At 73.2% G+C, this 17,176-nt stretch carries 19 protein-coding genes and 1 pseudogene; 12 read left to right on the plus strand and 8 right to left on the minus strand.

The window, feature by feature from the left end; translation table 11 throughout:
• Positions 1–2 precede the first annotated feature (2 nt).
• Both ACGF4F_RS20270 and ACGF4F_RS20275 read left to right on the plus strand, forming a co-directional pair.
• Positions 3–797 (plus strand): polyprenol monophosphomannose synthase, encoded by a 795-nt coding sequence (locus tag ACGF4F_RS20270; protein ID WP_393079110.1) that lies wholly within the window; start codon positions 3–5, stop codon positions 795–797.
• 54 nt (positions 798–851) lie between these two features.
• Positions 852–1,373, plus strand: a complete 522-nt coding sequence (locus tag ACGF4F_RS20275; RefSeq protein WP_357438858.1) for an FxsA family protein — start codon at positions 852–854, stop codon at positions 1,371–1,373.
• Between the two features lie 63 nt (positions 1,374–1,436).
• On the opposite strand, the gene ACGF4F_RS20280 is transcribed toward ACGF4F_RS20275, so the two are convergent.
• Positions 1,437–1,778 (minus strand): RNA polymerase-binding protein RbpA, encoded by a 342-nt coding sequence (locus ACGF4F_RS20280; RefSeq protein ID WP_046564157.1) that lies wholly within the window; start codon positions 1,776–1,778, stop codon positions 1,437–1,439.
• A gap of 223 nt (positions 1,779–2,001) precedes the next feature.
• On the opposite strand from ACGF4F_RS20280, the gene ACGF4F_RS20285 reads away from it, so the two are divergent.
• Entirely contained in the window at positions 2,002–3,483 is a 1,482-nt protein-coding gene (locus ACGF4F_RS20285; protein WP_393079113.1) for a peptide MFS transporter, read from the plus strand.
• A gap of 11 nt (positions 3,484–3,494) precedes the next feature.
• Here the strand turns inward: ACGF4F_RS20285 and ACGF4F_RS20290 are convergent, their stop codons facing one another.
• The 3 genes from ACGF4F_RS20290 to ACGF4F_RS20300 are packed head-to-tail and all read right to left on the minus strand — an operon-like array spanning position 3,495 to position 5,911.
• Complete coding sequence (locus ACGF4F_RS20290) at positions 3,495–4,085, minus strand: pyridoxamine 5'-phosphate oxidase family protein (protein ID WP_357438852.1); 591 nt, start codon at positions 4,083–4,085, stop codon at positions 3,495–3,497.
• A 54-nt stretch (positions 4,086–4,139) separates the two neighbouring features.
• Positions 4,140–4,778, minus strand: a complete 639-nt coding sequence (locus ACGF4F_RS20295; protein WP_357438849.1) for a hypothetical protein — start codon at positions 4,776–4,778, stop codon at positions 4,140–4,142.
• A 14-nt stretch (positions 4,779–4,792) separates the two neighbouring features.
• Positions 4,793–5,911: a hypothetical protein gene (locus tag ACGF4F_RS20300; protein ID WP_393079117.1), complete on the minus strand. Its 1,119-nt coding sequence runs from the start codon at positions 5,909–5,911 to the stop codon at positions 4,793–4,795.
• Positions 5,912–5,980: 69 nt separating this feature from the next.
• Between ACGF4F_RS20300 and ACGF4F_RS20305 the strand changes: the two genes are divergently transcribed.
• Positions 5,981–6,490 (plus strand): NUDIX domain-containing protein, encoded by a 510-nt coding sequence (locus ACGF4F_RS20305; protein WP_393079120.1) that lies wholly within the window; start codon positions 5,981–5,983, stop codon positions 6,488–6,490.
• A 24-nt stretch (positions 6,491–6,514) separates the two neighbouring features.
• On the opposite strand, the gene ACGF4F_RS20310 is transcribed toward ACGF4F_RS20305, so the two are convergent.
• On the minus strand, positions 6,515–7,165 hold the full coding sequence (locus ACGF4F_RS20310) for a LysE family translocator (protein ID WP_393079123.1): 651 nt from the start codon (positions 7,163–7,165) through the stop codon (positions 6,515–6,517).
• Positions 7,166–7,392: 227 nt separating this feature from the next.
• On the opposite strand from ACGF4F_RS20310, the gene ACGF4F_RS20315 reads away from it, so the two are divergent.
• Entirely contained in the window at positions 7,393–7,941 is a 549-nt protein-coding gene (locus ACGF4F_RS20315) for a GNAT family N-acetyltransferase (RefSeq protein ID WP_357438840.1), read from the plus strand.
• Between the two features lie 94 nt (positions 7,942–8,035).
• Positions 8,036–8,524, plus strand: a complete 489-nt coding sequence (locus ACGF4F_RS20320; protein ID WP_357438838.1) for a DUF1992 domain-containing protein — start codon at positions 8,036–8,038, stop codon at positions 8,522–8,524.
• 7 nt (positions 8,525–8,531) lie between these two features.
• On the opposite strand, the gene ACGF4F_RS20325 is transcribed toward ACGF4F_RS20320, so the two are convergent.
• Together ACGF4F_RS20325 and ACGF4F_RS20330 are read right to left on the minus strand one after the other, a co-directional pair.
• Entirely contained in the window at positions 8,532–9,098 is a 567-nt protein-coding gene (locus ACGF4F_RS20325) for a maleylpyruvate isomerase N-terminal domain-containing protein (RefSeq protein WP_393079341.1), read from the minus strand.
• A gap of 34 nt (positions 9,099–9,132) precedes the next feature.
• Complete coding sequence (locus ACGF4F_RS20330; RefSeq protein WP_393079127.1) at positions 9,133–10,335, minus strand: erythromycin esterase family protein; 1,203 nt, start codon at positions 10,333–10,335, stop codon at positions 9,133–9,135.
• Between the two features lie 58 nt (positions 10,336–10,393).
• On the opposite strand from ACGF4F_RS20330, the gene ACGF4F_RS20335 reads away from it, so the two are divergent.
• The 6 genes and pseudogenes from ACGF4F_RS20335 (at position 10,394) to ACGF4F_RS20360 (ending at position 16,484) form a co-directional block, all read left to right on the plus strand.
• Positions 10,394–11,161: a TioE family transcriptional regulator gene (locus ACGF4F_RS20335; protein WP_393079130.1), complete on the plus strand. Its 768-nt coding sequence runs from the start codon at positions 10,394–10,396 to the stop codon at positions 11,159–11,161.
• Positions 11,162–11,399: 238 nt separating this feature from the next.
• Positions 11,400–13,034: a ribosomal protection-like ABC-F family protein gene (abc-f, locus tag ACGF4F_RS20340; RefSeq protein ID WP_393079133.1), complete on the plus strand. Its 1,635-nt coding sequence runs from the start codon at positions 11,400–11,402 to the stop codon at positions 13,032–13,034.
• 78 nt (positions 13,035–13,112) lie between these two features.
• Positions 13,113–13,562: pseudogene (locus tag ACGF4F_RS20345) on the plus strand (ATP-binding cassette domain-containing protein); the annotation flags it as partial.
• 22 nt (positions 13,563–13,584) lie between these two features.
• Positions 13,585–14,820, plus strand: coding sequence for an ATP-binding cassette domain-containing protein (locus ACGF4F_RS20350; RefSeq protein ID WP_393079135.1), 1,236 nt, complete (start codon positions 13,585–13,587; stop codon positions 14,818–14,820).
• A 117-nt stretch (positions 14,821–14,937) separates the two neighbouring features.
• Positions 14,938–15,342 (plus strand): YciI family protein, encoded by a 405-nt coding sequence (locus tag ACGF4F_RS20355; protein ID WP_357438823.1) that lies wholly within the window; start codon positions 14,938–14,940, stop codon positions 15,340–15,342.
• A complete protein-coding gene (locus ACGF4F_RS20360; protein ID WP_357438821.1) occupies positions 15,339–16,484 on the plus strand; it encodes a DUF6596 domain-containing protein in 1,146 nt (381 codons plus the stop codon). The genes ACGF4F_RS20355 and ACGF4F_RS20360 overlap by 4 nt, the downstream gene beginning before the upstream one ends.
• A gap of 152 nt (positions 16,485–16,636) precedes the next feature.
• On the opposite strand, the gene ACGF4F_RS20365 is transcribed toward ACGF4F_RS20360, so the two are convergent.
• Positions 16,637–17,122, minus strand: coding sequence for a DUF1062 domain-containing protein (locus ACGF4F_RS20365; RefSeq protein WP_393079139.1), 486 nt, complete (start codon positions 17,120–17,122; stop codon positions 16,637–16,639).
• Between the last annotated feature and the right edge of the window lie 54 nt (positions 17,123–17,176).

Below are 17,176 nucleotides of genomic sequence, written 5' to 3' on the forward strand. Positions count from 1 at the left end.
AGGTGGGCGTGGCAGCCGGGAAACGGACGGCCGGCCATCCCGGGGTGGGCCGGGTGCTGGTGGTCATCCCCACCTACAACGAGGCCGACAACGTCCGGACGATCGTCGCGCGGGTCCGCGAGGCCGCGCCGGCGGTGGACATCCTCGTCGCCGACGACAACAGCCCCGACGGCACCGGCGCGATCGCCGACAGGCTGTCCCGTACCGACCCGCACGTGCACGTGCTGCACCGGCAGGGCAAGGACGGCCTCGGCGCGGCCTACCTGGCCGGTTTCGCCTGGGCCCGGCAGCGCGGCTACGACGCCGTGGTGGAGATGGACGCCGACGGCTCGCACGCCCCGGAGGACCTGCCGGCGCTGCTGGCCGCGGCCCGCGACGCCGACGTGGTGATCGGCTCCCGGTGGACCCGCGGCGCGCGGGTGCTGAACTGGCCGCTGCGGCGGCTGCTGCTGTCCCGCTGCGCCAACCTGTACACGCGGCTGGCGTTGGGCATGCCGGTCTCCGACGCCACCGGCGGCTACCGGGTGTACCGGACGACCGCGCTGGACGCCATCGACCTGGACTCGGTGTGCTCGCAGGGGTACGCGTTCCAGGTCGAGCTGTCCCGGCTGGCCCACCGGGCCGGGGTGCGGATCGTGGAGGTGCCGATCACGTTCGTCGAGCGGGAGCACGGCGACAGCAAGATGAGCCCGCTGATCATGGCGGAGGCGTTGTGGCGGATCACCAGCTGGGGGCTGCGGGACCGGCGTCCGTCGGTGCGTCGGGGCGCCCCCGCCGAGTTGGCGCGGTGGCCGTGAGCGCGGGCGTGTCATGCTGGAGGGGCGTGATGACACCCTGGCTTGTGAGGTGAGATGCGCCGAGGACTGAGGTACGTGCCGCCGGCCCTGCTGCTGCTCGCGGTGCTGGAGCTGACCGTGTTCGTCCTGGTGGGGCGGGGCGTCGGGTTCGGGGCGGCGTTGCTGCTGGTGTTCGCGGCGTCTCTGCTCGGCCTGGTGCTGCTGCGCCGGGAGGGGGTTCGGGCCTGGCGGGGTTTCCGGGCGGCTGTGGAGTCCGGGCAGCCGCCGGGGCGGCAGGTCACCGACGGGCTGGTGGGTCTGCTGGGGGCGTTGCTGCTGGCGTTGCCCGGCCTGCTCAGCGGCGCGGTGGGGCTGCTGTTGCTGGTGCCGCCGGTGCGGCGGCTGGCCCGGGTCGGGGTGCAACGTCTCGCCGAGGGCCGGGTGTCGTCGATGGTCGCCGGTGACCTGTTCGGCCCGCGCCGGGTCCGGGTGTACCGGGGCGCGCCGCAGCCACCGCCGGCCCCGCAGCAGCAGCCGCCGGTTGTCGAGCCGGGCCGGCCGATCGAGGGGGAGATCATCGAGCCGGGCCGGCCGTGACCGCCCAGACGTGACGAAGCGCCCCCGGGGTGATCCCCGGGGGCGCTTCGGTCGTTGGTGCGCTCAGGCGCGGCCGCGGCGGGTGCGGACCTCCTGGAGCCGCTCGGCGAGGATGTCCTCCAGTTCGGCGATGGAGCGCCGCTCGAGCAGCATGTCCCAGTGGGTACGCGGCGGCTTGGCCTTCTTCTGCTCCGGCTCGCTGCCGTCGACCAGCCGGGCGACGCTGCCGTCGAACTTGCACTCCCAGGTCGTCGGGACCTCGGCGTCGACGGCGAACGGCACCTCGAACTGGTGTCCCTTGGCGCAGAGGTACTCGCGGGTCTGGCGCGGCGCGAGCTCCGTGTTGCGGTCGGATTCGTAGCTGACCGCGCCCAGGCGGCTTCCGCGCAGCATGCGCTCGCCCATGATCGGCTTCCCCTCGTTCGTGGTGCTGGTCTTCTCGGTGTAACGGTCCCTGCCCGCCCGGCCATTCCCGCCCACGCGGAACCGGCCCGCATCGGTCGGGACCCTGCAAGGGTAGCCGGCCATGACAGGTGCCCGGCGGGGTCGTCCCCGGCCGGGTCGAATGGGTGGAGTGATTTGGCTGTCATTGGGGATGTTAGCCGCCGCAGGTGTGCGGGAGGTGACGATGACCAGTGACGCGCCGATAGACGCCCGACCGCCCGGGGGAAGGACGTTTTTCGGCCACCCCCGGGCGCTGTCGACGCTGTTCCTCACCGAGATGTGGGAGCGGTTCAGCTTCTACGGCATGCGGGCGATCCTGGTGCTGTACCTGACCGCGGCCGTCGCCGACGACGGCCTGGCCATCCCGGAAACCACCGCCAACGCCGTGTACGGCACCTACAACGCGATGGTCTACCTGATGGCGCTGCCCGGCGGTTGGGTCGCCGACCGGCTGCTCGGCGCCCGGCGCAGCGTGCTGTGGGGTGGCATCGTCATCGCCGCAGGCCACTACGTGATGGCGGTGCCGGCAAGGTGGAGCGTGTTCGCCGGCATGACCCTGATCGTGCTCGGCACGGGCCTGCTCAAACCGAACATCTCCACCATGGTCGGCGACCTGTACGACCGGGACTCCCCGCGCCGCGACGCCGGCTTCTCCATCTTCTACATGGGCATCAACCTGGGTGGGTTCATCGCGCCGCTGGTGACCGGTTTCCTCGGCGAGAAGATCAACTGGCATTTGGGGTTCGGTGCCGCCGCGATCGGGATGACCTTCGGTGTCCTGCAGTACGTGCTGGGCCGGCGGAACCTGGGGGAGGCCGGCGCGCGGCCGGTCGACCCGCTGCTCGGGGCCGACCGGCGGCGGGCGCTGACCCGCATCGGCGTGGTCGTCGTGGTGGCGCTGGCGGTGCTGGCCGCACTCGCCGTGACCGGACTGTTCACCGTCAACACCGTGGTGAACCTGCTCACCGTGCTCACCGTGCTGGTGGCCATCGGCTACTTCGCCCGGATCCTCACCGACCGGGAGATCAGCCGGACCGAGCGCAGCCGGATGAAGGCGTACCTGTGGCTGTTCGTGTTCGCGGCCGCGTTCTGGCTGATCTACGACCAGGCCGGGTCGGTGCTGAACATCTTCGCCGCCGACAAGACCGACCGGTCCGTGCTCGGCTTCACGTTCCCGGCGTCCTGGCTGCAGTCGGTGAACCCGATCCTGATCATCATCGGGGCGCCGCTGGCTGCCTGGCTGTGGCTGAAGCTGGGGCACCGGGTGTCCACGCCGATGAAGTTCGCCGTCGGGCTGGTCCTCAACGGCCTGTCGTTCGTGCTGATGGCCGCCGCCGCCCGGGCTGCCGTCGGTGGCGAGCTGGTGTCGCCGTGGTGGCTGGTGGCCGTGTACGCCATCCAGGTCGCCGGTGAGCTGTCGCTGAGCCCGGTGGGCCTGTCGGCCACCACGAAGCTGGCCCCGGTCAAGTACGCCAGTCAGATGATGGGGCTGTGGTTCCTCGCCACGGCCGTGGGTGACGCGATCGGTGGCCAGGTGGCCCGGCTGGCGGGGACCTGGTCGGAGTCGACGTATTTCCTCACCTTCGGGCTCGCGTCGGTGGTGCTGGGGGTGAGCGCGGTGATGTTCACCCGGCACATCCGGCACCTGATGGCCGGGATCCACTGACGTGCGGGGGGTCAGGGTGCCGGGGTGGGTGGCAGCGGCAGCGGCAGGCCGGGCAGTCCGTCGATGCTGGTGGCGATGTGCGGCTTGCCGGCGAAGTAGGCGCTCAGGGACGCGTCGTCCTCCCGGGCGAACCGCCGGCCGTGCAGGTCGCGGTCCGCGTCGTAGGTCATCAGCGGGACCGCGTACCCGCAGGTGTCGCGGATCAGGTCGGCGCGGACCACGATGATCGCCCGCAGCCCGTGCACGCTGGCGTCGATGTCGGGGAAGTGGCGCAGCAGGTCCGCCCAGCGGGGATCGTCGCGGAACACCGGCTCGCCGCGTCCGTGCACCCGCACGATGTTCGGCGGGCCGGTGAACGCGCACCACATCAGCGTGATGCGGCCGTTCTCCCGCAGGTGGGCGATGGTCTCCGCGTTGCTGCCGGCGAAGTCGAGGTAGGCGACCGTGTGCTCGTCGAGCACGGCGAGGCAGCCGCGCAGGCCCTTCGGGGACAGGTTGACGGTGCCGTCGCCGGCCAGGGGGGCGGTGGCGGTGAAGAACATCGGCTGCGCCTCGATGAAGGTGCGCAGCCGACCGTCGATGCGCTCGTACGTCTTTCCCACACCCGCATCATCGCCGTCGCCGGGCTGTCGGCGCCGCCCCGTCCCAGCCCGTGATCAGGCGGACAGCCGCTCCCGCAGCCAGTCGGACAGGCCGGTGAGGGCGGGCGGGGCGATCTGGTGGCCGACTGGGTCGCGTCGGGCGGTGGCGGCCGCGCCGGACTCGCCGCGCAGGTACGCCCAGGTGCGGTCGAGCAGCTCGCGGGGGATGACGGTGTCGTGCTCGCCCTGGGCCACGAACACGGGCACCCCGGCCAGCCGGCCGGGCGTGGTGGGCACCCCGGCGTCGAACGGCAGGGTGCCGTGGAGGATCGCGGCGCCGGCGTACCGGGTCGGGTCGTCGAGCAGCAGGCCACCGGCGAACGCGGCGCCGCCGCTGAAACCGACCAGCGCCACCGGCCGGCCGGCGGGGGCCACCTCGTCGAGCCAGCCGCGGAACCAGCCCATGGCGGCGCGCAGCGACGCGGCGACCGGGCGGCCGACGCCCCGGTTGGCGAACCAGGCGTAGCCGCCGCCCTCGGCGATCGGCGCGCGGACCGCCGCGTACGCCGGGCCGGCGGGCAGGTGGCCGGCCAGGGAGAGGATCTCCTGCTCGTGGCTGCCGCGGCCGTGCAGCAGCACGACCAGCGGGGCCGCCGGGTCGGGGTTGCCGGCGGTGGCCGTCACCGGCGGCGGGAACGCCATGTGGTTGTGCATTCAACCAAAATACGTCAGGTGTCGCGGGCGCCGAGCCTCGCCAGGGCGCTAGCCAGGTCGCTGACCTGGTCGGCGAGCTGGGCGGCCCGCCGCTGCGCCGCGTCGCGGTCGGTCTCGGCGGCGCGCAGCCGTACCGTCAGCTCGGCCAGCCGAGCTTCGGCGGCGCCGGCGGCCTCCCGCGCGGCCGCCAGGTCCGCGGCGAGGGCGTCCCGCTCGTCGGCGCGGGCCGCCGCCTCCTGCCGCGCCGACTCGGCCGCCGCTACCGCCTCCGCCCGGGCGGCCTCGGCCTGCTGCGCGGCGGTCCGCGCCTGCTGCTCGCCCCGCCGCGCCTCGGCGGTCTCCGTGCCGGCCCGCTCGGCTGCCGCCCGGGCCGTCTCGGCGTCGACCCGGGACCGGTCCGCCTCGGCGGCCAGCCGCTCGGCGCGTGCCACCGCCTCCCCGGCCGAACGGGTGGCCCGCTCGGCGTCACCGCGGGCGGCGTCCCGCTCGGCGGTCAGGTCGGTGACCCGCCGCCGCTGGCCGTCGAGCTCGGTGCGCGTGGTGCGCAGCTCGTGGCGGGCGGCGTCGCGGTCCCGTTCGGCCTGCACCCGCAGCGCCTGCGCGGCGCTGGCCTGCCCGCGCGCCTCGTCCCGGGCCGCCTCGGCGTGCCGCGCCCCCGCCACGGCCTGGGCGGCCTCCGCCTCGGCCTGGTCGGCCCGCTGCCGGGCCGTGTCCCGTTCGGTGGCCGCCGTCTGGGCGTCCTGTCGGGCGCGGGCGGCGGCCGCGGCAGTGTCCTCGGCGTCGCGGCGGGCGTCGTCGCGTTCGGTGTGCGCGGCTGCGACCTGGGTGGCCGCCTCGGCACGGACCTGGGCGACCTGCCGCTCCACCCCGGCCGGGGACAGCTCGGCGTGCAGCGCCTCGGTGAGGCTCTCGACGATCTGGTCGAGCCGGTCCACCGCCTCCCAGGTGCGGGCCACCTGCCCGGGCAGGCCGGGAGCGTTGCGGTGGCGCATCCGGGAGTTTCGGGAAGCCCGCTGGCAGGCGCCGTCGTTGTCCCGGCAGTAGCGGAACGGGCGGCCGGCGCCGGCACGCTGCGGCACCTCCCGTCCACAGTGCGCGCAGGGGCGGGTGTCGGGGGTGGGGTGGGCGTCCATCGGGGCGAAGTGTAGTGACCGGTCCGGGCGGCCCGGCGGGCCGCGCCGGCGGCGGGTAGGTTGCCGGGCATGCCTGTCTCGCCGTACGTCGCGCGGCTGCGCCAGCACATCGGACACGATCTGCTCATGCTCTTCGGGGTCAGCGCGGTGGTGACCGACGACGCCGGGCGGCTGCTGCTGGCCCGCCGCGGCGACAACGGCCGCTGGTCGCTGCCTGCCGGGATGGTCGACCCGGGTGAGCAGCCGGCCGAGGCGCTGCTGCGCGAGGTGTACGAGGAGACCGGGGTGCGGGTGGCGATCGACCGGATCGGCGGGGTGGCCACCCATCCGGTGCGCTACCCGAACGGCGACACCTGCGAGTACCTCAACGTGTGGTTCCGCTGCCGGGCGGTCGGCGGCGCCGCCACCGCCGACGGCGACGAGTCCGTCGCGGTCGGCTGGTTCGACCGGACCGACCTGCCGGAGCTGGACGACTGGAGCCGGCTGCGCATCGACACGGCGCTGCGCGAACAGGCGCGGGCCTGGTACGCCGCGCCGGGTGAGCGGCATCCGGGGCTCACCGGACCCGACAACCTCTGACCGTGCGGCGGCCGCGCGTGCCGGTCAGGGGGTGGCGACGGCGGCGCGGGACCGGTCCGCGGCGATGCGGACCGCGAGCCCGGCCAGCACGCTGCCCATCACGTACCGCTGCGCCCGCTCCCAGGCCGGCCGGCGGGTCAGGAACGACGACACCGTGCCGGCGGTGAGCACGATCAGCCCGTTGACCGTCAGCGCGATGCTGATCTGGGTCAGCCCCAGCAGCAGGCTCTGCACCGCCACGTGACCGCGCGCCGGGTCGATGAACTGCGGCAGCAGCGACACGTACAGGATGGCGATCTTCGGGTTCAGCAGGTTGGTGACCAGGCCCATGGTGAACAGCCGCCGGGGGCGGTCCGGCGGCAGCGCCGTGGGCGTGAACGCCGACCGGCCGCCCGGGCGCAGCGTCCGCCAGGCCAGCCACAGCAGGTACGCCGCCCCGGCCAGCTTCACCGCCACGTACAGCGGCGGCACCAGCACGAACACCGTGGCGATCCCGGCGACCGCCGCGACCAGGTAGACCAGGAAGCCGGCGGCCACCCCGAGCAGCGAGATCAGCCCGGCCCGCCGGCCCTGGGCGACCGACCGGGACACCAGGTAGACCATGTTCGGGCCGGGCGTGAGCACCAGGCCCAACGCCACCAGGCCGATACCCACCAACGCTCCGGCAGTGACCATGACGCCCCCGTTCCGGTGAATCTGCCGATCACCCTACGCCTGGGCCGTCGCGCCCGGATCCGGTGGACACTGGCCGTCCCACCCGACGGGCCGGCGCAGCCGGGCTGCGTGACGTGGCTACGGAACCGGCGGCGGTCGGCGCACACCCCTTACGTCCGGCGGCTCAGGCGACCAGGAGATGATCGACCCGCTTCCGGCGGGCGGCACCGAGGCGCGAGAATGCGGGCATGTCCATGGTCCTGCGCGCCGACGCCACGGCCACCGCCCCCGCACTCGTGCTCCGACCGTGGCGCGCCGGCGACGCCGAAGCCCTGCTGGCGGCGTACCGGGACCCGGTGCTGCGCAGCTGGACCCGGTTTCCGGTCACCACCGCCGCGGACGCCCGGACGTTCCTGCGCCGGGCCCGCCAGGGCTGGGCGGCCGGCCGCCGGTTCAGCTTCGCCGTGCTGGAGCCGGAGCCGGACGGGGAGCGGCTGGTGGCGAACGTGGTGCTCAAGGAGATCACCCCCGGCCGCCCGTACGCCGAGGTCGGCTACTGGACCGCGGCGCCGGCCCGCGGTCGCGGGGTCGCGCCCCGCGCGGTCACCGCGGTGAGCGACTGGGCCTTCGCCCGCTTCGCCGCCGGCGGGCTGACCCACCTCGAGTTGCTGCACCAGGTGGACAACCTGGCCTCCTGCCGGGTGGCGGAGAAGAGCGGGTACGCCTTCCAGGAGGTGCTGCCCGCCCGGCCCCCGTTCCCCCGTGACGGGCACCGGCACGTGCGCTGGCACCGCTGACCCTGCTGGAGGCCGGGTGGGAATGGTCCGCCACCGCCTCGGCGCTGACCTCGCAAGGGAGCGGCGGCTACGGTGGGAGCGGGAGGTGACGGCGGTGACAACCAGCTGGGATGCGGCGGTCGAGGCGCAGATCCGCTCGGCCCAGGAGCGCGGCGAGTTCGACAACCTGCCCGGCGCCGGCAAGCCGATCCCCGGGCGGGGCCTGCCCTACGACGAGTCGTGGTGGATCAAGAGCTTCCTGGAGCGCGAGCGGATTCCGGGCGACCTGCTGCTGCCCACCCCGTTGCAGCTGCGCCGCCGGGTGGAGCGGCTGCCCGGCGAGGTGCGGGACCTGCCGACCGAGGAGTCGGTGCGGGCGGCGGTCACCGCCCTGAACCGGGAGATCGTGGACTTCCTGCGCGCGCCGAGCGGACCCCGGGTGGTGGTCCGCCCCGTCAACGTCGAGGAGACCGTCCGGGTCTGGCGGGAGGAACGCGCACGGGCCACCGCCGAGCGGATCGCGGCCGCCGCGACGGCGGACAGCGCCGGCGTCCCGGTCCGCGGGCAGCGCCGACGTTGGCGGCTGCCCTGGCGCCGCCGCTGACCCTGCCTCAGCCGAGTGCGGCCCGCCAGGTCCACGCGGTACGCCGCGGCCGGTCGCCGAGCCGTGCCCGGCCGGTCATCCAGAGCAGCACCGCGACAGGATCGCCGTCCGGCGCGTCCGGGAACAGCCGGCCCAGCACCCCGGCGCACAGCTGTGGTGGCGGCGACCAGTCCAGCCCGAGGCCGCCGGTGATGTCCCGGGTGTGCAGCAGGGTCTCGGCGACGCCCATCGCCGCGAAGCCGCCCGGATCGCACGGCCCCCAGTGCCAGGCGCGGCTGTCGGGGGCGGCGGTGTCGACGGCGGCGGCGAGCAGCCCGGCGCTCGCGGCGATCACGGTCAGCAGGTCGGCCGGGGTCGCGTCGGCGCGTACCCGCAGGTCGAGGGGGAGGTAGCCGTCGGCCGGCAGGCCGGTCAGCTGCGCCGCGTAGGCGAGCAGGTCGTGGGCGACGTGCGCCGCGGTCGTCCAGCAGGTCCACTCCAGGTCTGCTGCCGGCACGGTCCAGACGCGGTCCACGGCGGGCCGCAGCACCCGGGTCATCTCGGCGGCGGCGCGGTGGACGTCCGCCGCGGTCATCCCCGTCATGTGTCCTGTGGGCACCACGGTGATCCTAGTTCCGCGGGGCGTCCTTGACGAACACGATCCCGTCGCTGCTGGCCAGGTGGGCCGGGTCCAGCGGGGCGTAACCGAACCAGGGGGACACCCGGGCAGCGGGCGTCACGTCGCCGAGGGCGTCGGCCAGTCGGCGGGCGTCGACGACGTATCGGTCCTGCGGTAGCGCGTACAGGAGCCCTTCGATGGTGTCCGGGGGTGGGGTCTGCACACCGTGGTGGCGGATCGTGCCGAGGGCCGTGGCCAGGACGGCGTACCCCTCACCCAGTTGGACGCTGACGATCGCGCCGGCGCTCCACCACTGCACCGGTCCCTGCCACATCTGCATCGTGCTCTTGTCCCGCTGCAGATGTGCGTTGTGGGCGTTCACCAGCGTCGGACCCCGCTCGGCGAGGGCGAGCAGGTTGGCGGCCATCATCGAATCCCGCACGCCGAGCAGCCATGCCATGCGCCTCGGCGCCGGGTCGGCCATCCAGAAGTGGTAGCGCAGCAGGCCGGTGGCGGTGCGCCCGTACAAGCGGGCCCGGTCCCAGTCGTCGGGTGAGGACGCCGCGATCAGGTGGGGCGTCTGCGCGTCGAGCAGGGCTACCAGGTCGTCGGCGAGCAGTCGCAGCTGGGTGGCCCCGGGCGTCTGCCCCACGGACTGGGACGGGTCCATCATGGCGGCGGGATTGGTCCACCGGTAGTCGGCGCCGAGCAGGCGGTCGAGCGTTTCCGCGGTGCAGGGGAGCAGGTCGGCGTCCACCCGGGCGGTGAGGTAGGAGTGGAGTGCGGTGAGGGCCTGGCGGGGGCTCGCGGCGCCGGTGATCTCCAGCGGGCCGTCGAAACCGGCGAAGCGCACCTGCTCGGACGCGGGCCGGCCGTCGTTGTACGCGCGCATCCAGCGCACCAGCTCGCGGTTGGCCGCGAATTCGCCCCACTCGTGGCTGAAGCCGCGCTGCATGACCTCGTCGAGGGTGCCCGTACCCGACGTGACGTAGTCGTCCACGACCAGGCCCATCATGCAGTCGCTCTCGATCGCGATTGTCCGGTAGCCCTCCTGCTCGACGAGTTGCCGGAAGAGATCGTTGCGCACCTCGAGCAGTACGTCCTCGCCGTGGGTGGGCTCACCCAGGGCAAGCAGCCGCGGCCGGGCCGGGAGCAGTCCCATGACGGTCGCGGCGTCAACGGCGTGGGCGGTGTCTGTGATGCCAGCAGTCATGCTGTCAACGGTATCGTTGAATCAACGGTTGAAACTTCTCCGCGATATTGGCAGGACAGTGAGGCGAAACCTTCAAGACAGCGGCCGGCTGAGGCCGATTGACCTGGCGCGCGGGCACGGCCTGTCCACGCAGGCGATCAGGAACTACGAGGCGGCGGGCATCCTGCCGGGCGCGGAACGCACCCCGCACGGCTACCGCACCTACACACGGCTGCACGCGAACGCCCTGCAGGCGTTCCTCGCCCTCGTACCGGGACACGGCCACCAGACGGCCACGTCGATCATGCAGGCGGTCAACCGGGACGCGACCGAGGAGGCGCTTCGGCTCATCGACGAGAGCCATGCCCAGCTGCTCGACGACCGCCGTACCCTCCGGGCCGTCGAAGCCGCGCTGCACGACCTCAGTCCCGTACCGCCGGAACGCGGCGACACGTTCGTCGGCCCCCTGTCGAGAAGGCTCGGCATCCGCCCGGCCACCCTGCGCAAATGGGAACGCGCCGGCCTGGTCCAGCCGCGCCGCGACCCGCGGACCGGCTACCGGGTCTACCGCGCGGCCGACGTACGCGACGCCCTGCTGGCCCACCAGCTCAGACGAGGCGGCTACCTGCTGGAGCAGATCGCCCCGCTGATCGCCCAGGTCCGCTCCGCCGGAGGCGTCGCACCCCTGGAGTCGATGCTGCGTGACTGGCGCGCCCGCCTCTCGGCCCGTAGCCGCGCCATGCTCACCGGCGCCGCCGCACTGGATGCCTACCTCGGCTGCCGACCGGTCGGAGGCAGGCCGAATGCCGCACCCGCAGCGCCGGGCCCCCTGCGGCCGGCCGGATGATCCGTCGTGTCTCCGGTCCCACGCCCGCTGCTGTTAGAGTGGTGGCGGCGTTGATCGTTTGTTGAGGAGACCAGACATGGTGGTGGACGACGACATCTCCGGGTGATACCCGGACCCGACAGGCCACCGGCCCGGCGCGTGGAAGCGCCGCCGACGTGGCCTTGCTGTCGTCCCCTCTTTCCCTGTCTGCCCCGGGGCAGAAGTGTCTTCCCTGCCCCCTCATCACGAGGTCACCTCCATGTCCGACGTCTCCATCGTCTGCTCGAACCTGTCCTTCGCCTGGCCCGACGACACTCCCGTCTTCCAGGACCTGTCCTTCACCGTCGGCTCCGGCCGCACCGGCCTCGTCGCGCCCAACGGCACCGGCAAGAGCACGCTGCTCAAGCTCATCGCCGGTGAACTACGGCCCGACACCGGGTCGGTCTCCGTGACCGGCACCCTCGGCTACCTCCCGCAGAGCCTCCCCCTGACCGGCGACCTCACGGTCGCCGAGGTGCTGGGCGTCGCCGCGATCATCCAGGCCATCGACGCCGTGGAGTCCGGGGACGTCGACGAGAACCACTTCACCACCATCGGCGACGACTGGGACATCGAGGAACGCACCCGCGCCCAGCTCGACCGTCTCGGTCTGGCCGACCTCGCCCTGGACCGCAGCCTGAGCACCCTCAGCGGCGGCCAGGTCATCTCCCTCGGTCTCGCCGCCCAGTTGCTGAAGCGGCCCGACGTGCTGCTGCTCGACGAGCCCACCAACAACCTCGACCTCGACGCCCGGCACAAGCTCTACGACGTGCTGGAGGACTTCAACGGCTTGCTGCTCCTGGTCAGTCACGACCGCGCCCTGCTCGACCGCATGGAACGCATCGCCGAACTCGACCGCGGCGAACTGCGCTTCTACGGCGGCAACTTCACCGAGTACGAGGAGACCGTGCGGGCGGAGCAGGAAGCCGCCGAGAAGCACGTCCGCAACGCCGAGCAGGAGCTGAAGCGGGAGAAGCGGGAGATGCAGCAGGCCCGCGAGCGCGCCGAACGCCGGCAGAGCAACGCCGCCCGCAACCTGAAGAGCGCCGGCCTGCCCCGGATCTTCGCCGGCACCATGAAGCGGGGCGCGCAGGAGTCCGCGGGCCGGGCGGGCCAGATGCACGCCAACCGGGTCAGCGAGGCGAAGGCCCGGCTGGACGAGGCCGGGCGTGCGCTGCGCGAGGAACAGAGCATCACGCTGGCCCTGCCGGACACCGACGTGCCCGCCGGACGCACCCTGTTCCTCGGCGAGCAGCTCCGTGTCCGCCTCGGCGACCGGGACGTGTTCGCCGGCCAGGGCGTCGACCTGACCGTCCGAGGCCCGGAGCGCATCGCGCTGACCGGTCCCAACGGTGCCGGCAAGAGCAGCCTGCTGCGCCTGATCAACGGCGACCTGACACCGCAGAGCGGCGAGATCAAGCGGGCCGACGGCCGCATCGCCTACCTCTCGCAGCGCCTCGACCTGCTGGACGTGGACCGTACGGTCGCCGAGAACTTCGCCGACTACGCCCCGGAGCGGCCGGAGGCCGAGCGGATGAACCTGCTCGCCCGCTTCCTCTTCCGGGGGCCCCGCGCCCATCTGCCCGTCGGGGTGCTCTCCGGAGGCGAGCGGCTGCGCGCCACGCTGGCCTGTGTGCTGTGCGCGGAACCAGCTCCGCACCTGCTGCTTCTGGACGAGCCGACGAACAACCTCGACTTGGTCAGCGCGGGCCAGTTGGAGAGCGCCCTGAACTCGTACCAGGGGGCCTTCGTGGTGGTCAGCCACGACGAACGGTTCCTGCGCGACATCGGCGTGAACCGGTGGCTGCGGCTGGCCGACGGCGTGCTGAAGGAGACGGGGGCCCCTGAGGTGTGAACCGCCGGCGTGTCGACCTGGCCCGTGTCCGAGGCATCCGCCCCGCGGGCCGCGCACCGATCACGTTGGACGGATCCCATGCCTCAGCCCGCTCTGCTCGCCCACGACCTCGTCCACACCCTCGGCGACCGACGGGTGCTCGACGGTGTCTCCCTGACCGCCTCGCCCGGGCACCGCATCGGGCTGATCGGGGAGAACGGCGTCGGCAAGTCGACCCTGCTACGCCTGCTGGCCGGGACGGACCAGCCCCACGCCGGCAGCGTCACGCGCCCACCCGACCTGGGCTTTCTCCAGCAGGAGATGCCCTACGACACCGACGCGACAATCGCCGACGTACTCGACGACGCCCTGCGCCAGGCCAGGGAGGACCTGGCCGAGCTGGACCGGCTCACCGATCAGCTCGCGCGGACCGCGCAGGACGCGCCCGAGTACCCCGGCCTGCTCGACGCGTACGGCGCCCGGCTCGAACAGGCCCAGGAACGGGAGGCCTGGGACGCCGACCGGCGTGCCGCGCTCGTGCTCGACGGCCTCGGCCTCGGCAGCGTCGGCCATGACCGGACGCTCGGGTCGCTGTCCGCCGGACCAGCAGCGCGGCCGGCTCGCGCTGGCCGCGCTGCTGGTCCGGCGGCCCGCCGCGCTGCTGCTGGACGAACCGACCAACCATCTCGACGACCGTGCCGCCGGCTTCGTCGAGGAGCAACTGCGCACCCTGCCCGGGGTCGTCGTGGTGGCCAGCCACGACCGGGCCTTTCTGGACGCCGTGTGCACGGACCTGATCGACCTCGACCCCGCGATGCAGGGCCCGGTCCGCTACGGCGGCAACTACAGCGCCTACCTGGCCGAGAAACGTGCCGAGCGGGACCGCTGGGAGCGCCGCTGGGCCGAGGAACAGGAGGAACTGGCGGCGCTGCGGGTCTCTGCCGAGGTCACCGCGCACCGGGTCGCACCGGACCGGGGGCCGCGCGACAACGAGAAGATGGGCTACGGCCATCGCGCCGGCCGGGTGCAGAGCCAGATCTCCCGCCGGGTGCGCAACGCCATCCGCCGCCTGGAGGAGCTGGAGCGCTCCCAGGTCGGCGAGCCGCCGAAGCCCCTGCGGTTCGAGAGCACGGCACTCGCCGCACCCGCGGCGGAAGGCGACGGTCCGCTGGTGTCCCTGGCTGACGTACGGGTGCCGGGCCGGCTCGCACCGGTGAGTGCGCAGGTGTCGGCGACCGACCGTCTGCTGGTCACCGGGGGGAACGGGGCGGGCAAGTCGACCCTGCTGGCCGTGCTCGCCGGGCGGCTCACACCCGAGGGTGAGGTGCGGCGGCGGCGCGGGTTGACCGTGGGACTGCTCGCCCAGAACACCGTATTCGACCGGCCGGAGCGGTCCGTCCGGGCCACCTATGAGCTGGCGCTGGGCGCCGAGCGGGCCGAGGCGGTGCCGCTGGGCTCGCTGGGCCTGATGCACGAGGCGGACCTGGACAAGCCGGTCGGCCGGCTCTCGGTGGGGCAGCGCCGGCGTCTCGCGCTGGCGCTGCTGGTGGCGCGACCGCCGCAGTTGCTGCTGCTCGACGAACCCACCAACCACCTGTCGCCGCGCCTGTGCGACGAGTTGGAGGCGGCGCTGGGCGGCGGCCCCGGCGCGATCGTGCTGGCCAGCCACGACCGCTGGCTGCGCAAGCGCTGGCAGGGGCGGGAGATCCGGCTCGGCTCCGACCACGAGCGCTTGGACAGTGCGGGTCACAAGCTGCTCGCCCGCGTAACGCCGCCACACCCGCAGGGAGCCGGCCGGAACGGATAGCAGAGTCTGCCCGGGTGTCCCGGATCGTTGTCGTGTCGGGTGTCGAGAATGTGGCGCTGGCTCCGTCCCAGGGACACGAGCGGCCACGACGGGCCGCGCGGGAAGAAGGAGGACACCATGAAGTACCTGCTGCTGAAGCACTACCGCGGCGCCCCGGCTCCGGTCAACGACGTGCCGATGGACCAGTGGACGCCGGAGGAGGTCGACGCGCACGTGCAGTTCATGCGCGACTTCGCTGCCCGCTTGGAGGGGACGGGTGAGTTCGTCGACGGACAGGCACTGTCGCCCGAGGGCGCGTTCGTGCGGTATGACGGCGAGGGGCGCCCACCGGTGACCGATGGTCCGTTCGCCGAGACCAAGGACCTCATCGCCGGCTGGATGGTCATCGACGTGGAGTCCTGGGACCGCGCGGTCCAGCTGGCGGGGGAGCTGTCCGCCGCTCCCGGGGCCGGCGGCGAGCCGATCCACGAGTGGCTCGAGGTGCGACCGTTTCTCACCGAGTTGCCCACGGTGACCGAGTGAACGAGTCGCTGCTGCGGGAACTCGTGCCCGCGGTGATCGGTGTCCTCGTCCGGCGCGGAGCTGACTTCGCGTCGGCCGAGGATGCCGTGCAGGAGGCCCTGATCCGGGCGCTGGACACCTGGCCGGATGATCCACCGCGCGATCCGAAGGCATGGCTCGTCGCCGTCGGGTGGCGCAGGTTCCTCGACGCCGCCCGCGCCGAGGCGTCGCGGCGGGGGCGGGAACTCGCCGTGGAGGTCGAGCCTCCCGCCGGTCCGGCGCCCGCCACCGACGACACGCTGCGGCTCTACTTCCTGTGTGCGCACCCCACCCTGCCGCCAGCCTCGGCCGTCGCCTTGACGCTGCGCGCGGTCGGTGGCCTGACCACGCGGCAGATCGCGGCGGCATACCTCGTTCCCGAGGCGACCATGGCGCAGCGGATCAGCCGGGCCAAGCGGCGGATCGCGGGGCTGCCGCTGGACCAGCCCGGCGATCTCGGGACGGTGCTACGGGTGCTCTACCTCGTCTTCAACGAGGGGTACGGCGGAAACGTCGACCTGGCGGCCGAGGCGATCCGCCTCACCCGCCAGCTCGTCGCCTTGACCGACGAGCCCGAGGTCGCGGGGCTGCTCGCGCTCATGCTGCTGCACCATGCGCGCCGCGCGTCCCGCACCGGCCCGGGAGGTCGCCTGGTGCCGCTCGGTGAGCAGGACCGATCGCGTTGGGACACCGGCCTGATCACCGAGGGGGTGACGATTCTGCAGGCCGCGCTGGCCCGCGACCGGCTGGGCGAATACCAGGCACAGGCCGCGATCGCCGCCCTGCACGCGGACGCCCGGAGCACCTCCGAGACGGACTGGGTGCAGATCGTGGAGTGGTACGACGAACTGCTGCTCCTCACCAACAGCCCGGTGGTGCGGCTCAACCGCGCAGTGGCCGTCGGGGAGGCCGACGGACCGCAGGCCGGCCTGGTGGCGCTGGCTCACGTGAACCCCGACCTGCCCCGTCACGCCGCGGTGACGGCATACCTGCACGAACGTGCCGGCGACCTCGAGCACGCCGCCGAACTTTATGCCGAGGCCTCCCGCGCCGCTACCAGCGTGCCGGAGCGCGACCACCTCACTCGAGAGGCCGCCCGGGTGCGGCAACTGCTGCGTCCGTGAGTGCGGCATGGGGGTTGAGGCACATCGGAACGGTAGCCGGCGGTGAGCCTTTCGAGGGACTTGTGACCTCGAGTTGATTGGTGCCAGAGCAGCGGTCGCGGATTCGGGGAATGTAGCCGGGCGGGCCGGGTGCCCGCCCGGCTACATTCCCGCTAGTCCCCGGCCATCACGGTGAAGGTGAATCCGGCGCTCGTCGGACGGCGCAGCGGAATATCGCACTTGATCCGGCGCAGTGCCTCGTTCCTGCTGAGGCCGAGCCCTTGCGCGATGAGCCGTTCTGGGCGTACCGGTACCGGATCCTCGAAGACGACGTCCACCTGGACCGGCCACGCCTCGTCGAGCCAGGCCGACGGGGTGTCCAGCCGCCAGGCCCCTGTCCAGTCCAGGGTGAAGCGGTTGCGCCGGGCGAGCAGCGGATCCAACAGCCTGGACGCCACCAGTTCCGGATCGTTGACGCTGTAGCCGTGGAGCTCGGGCGGATCGAAGGATCTGACCGGCGCTCGCTCGTGCACCGTGAGCTTGCTCGTCCGATTGCAGGATACGCAGCGGACCAGCAGCCACACGTCCAGCAGCTTGCCGTTGGCGTTGACGCGGAACCTGCCCTCGCCGGTGGTGGCCGACTCCGACCGGCAGTCCACGCACTGCAACGACAGCAGAGGCAGCCTGGTCCGACGAACGACCCAGGGCAGCAC

It is taken from the genome of Micromonospora sp. NPDC047740, assembly GCF_043204735.1.
Taxonomy (GTDB): Bacteria; Actinomycetota; Actinomycetes; order Mycobacteriales; family Micromonosporaceae; genus Micromonospora.

Bases quoted from the DNA above. Each gene is read 5' to 3' on its own strand.
- ACGF4F_RS20300 (WP_393079117.1), bottom strand. From the start codon at position 5,911: ATGGACGCCCACCCCACCCCCGACACCCGCCCCTGCGCGCACTGTGGA.
- ACGF4F_RS20355 (WP_357438823.1), top strand. From the start codon at position 14,938: ATGAAGTACCTGCTGCTGAAGCACTACCGCGGCGCCCCGGCTCCGGTC.
- ACGF4F_RS20285 (WP_393079113.1), top strand. From the start codon at position 2,002: ATGACCAGTGACGCGCCGATAGACGCCCGACCGCCCGGGGGAAGGACG.
- ACGF4F_RS20325 (WP_393079341.1), bottom strand. From the start codon at position 9,098: ATGACCGCGGCGGACGTCCACCGCGCCGCCGCCGAGATGACCCGGGTG.
- ACGF4F_RS20280 (WP_046564157.1), bottom strand. From the start codon at position 1,778: ATGGGCGAGCGCATGCTGCGCGGAAGCCGCCTGGGCGCGGTCAGCTAC.
- abc-f (WP_393079133.1), top strand. From the start codon at position 11,400: ATGTCCGACGTCTCCATCGTCTGCTCGAACCTGTCCTTCGCCTGGCCC.
- ACGF4F_RS20330 (WP_393079127.1), bottom strand. From the start codon at position 10,335: ATGACTGCTGGCATCACAGACACCGCCCACGCCGTTGACGCCGCGACC.
- ACGF4F_RS20315 (WP_357438840.1), top strand. From the start codon at position 7,393: ATGTCCATGGTCCTGCGCGCCGACGCCACGGCCACCGCCCCCGCACTC.
- ACGF4F_RS20295 (WP_357438849.1), bottom strand. From the start codon at position 4,778: ATGCACAACCACATGGCGTTCCCGCCGCCGGTGACGGCCACCGCCGGC.
- ACGF4F_RS20305 (WP_393079120.1), top strand. From the start codon at position 5,981: ATGCCTGTCTCGCCGTACGTCGCGCGGCTGCGCCAGCACATCGGACAC.
- ACGF4F_RS20350 (WP_393079135.1), top strand. From the start codon at position 13,585: ATGACCGGACGCTCGGGTCGCTGTCCGCCGGACCAGCAGCGCGGCCGG.
- ACGF4F_RS20275 (WP_357438858.1), top strand. From the start codon at position 852: ATGCGCCGAGGACTGAGGTACGTGCCGCCGGCCCTGCTGCTGCTCGCG.
- ACGF4F_RS20310 (WP_393079123.1), bottom strand. From the start codon at position 7,165: ATGGTCACTGCCGGAGCGTTGGTGGGTATCGGCCTGGTGGCGTTGGGC.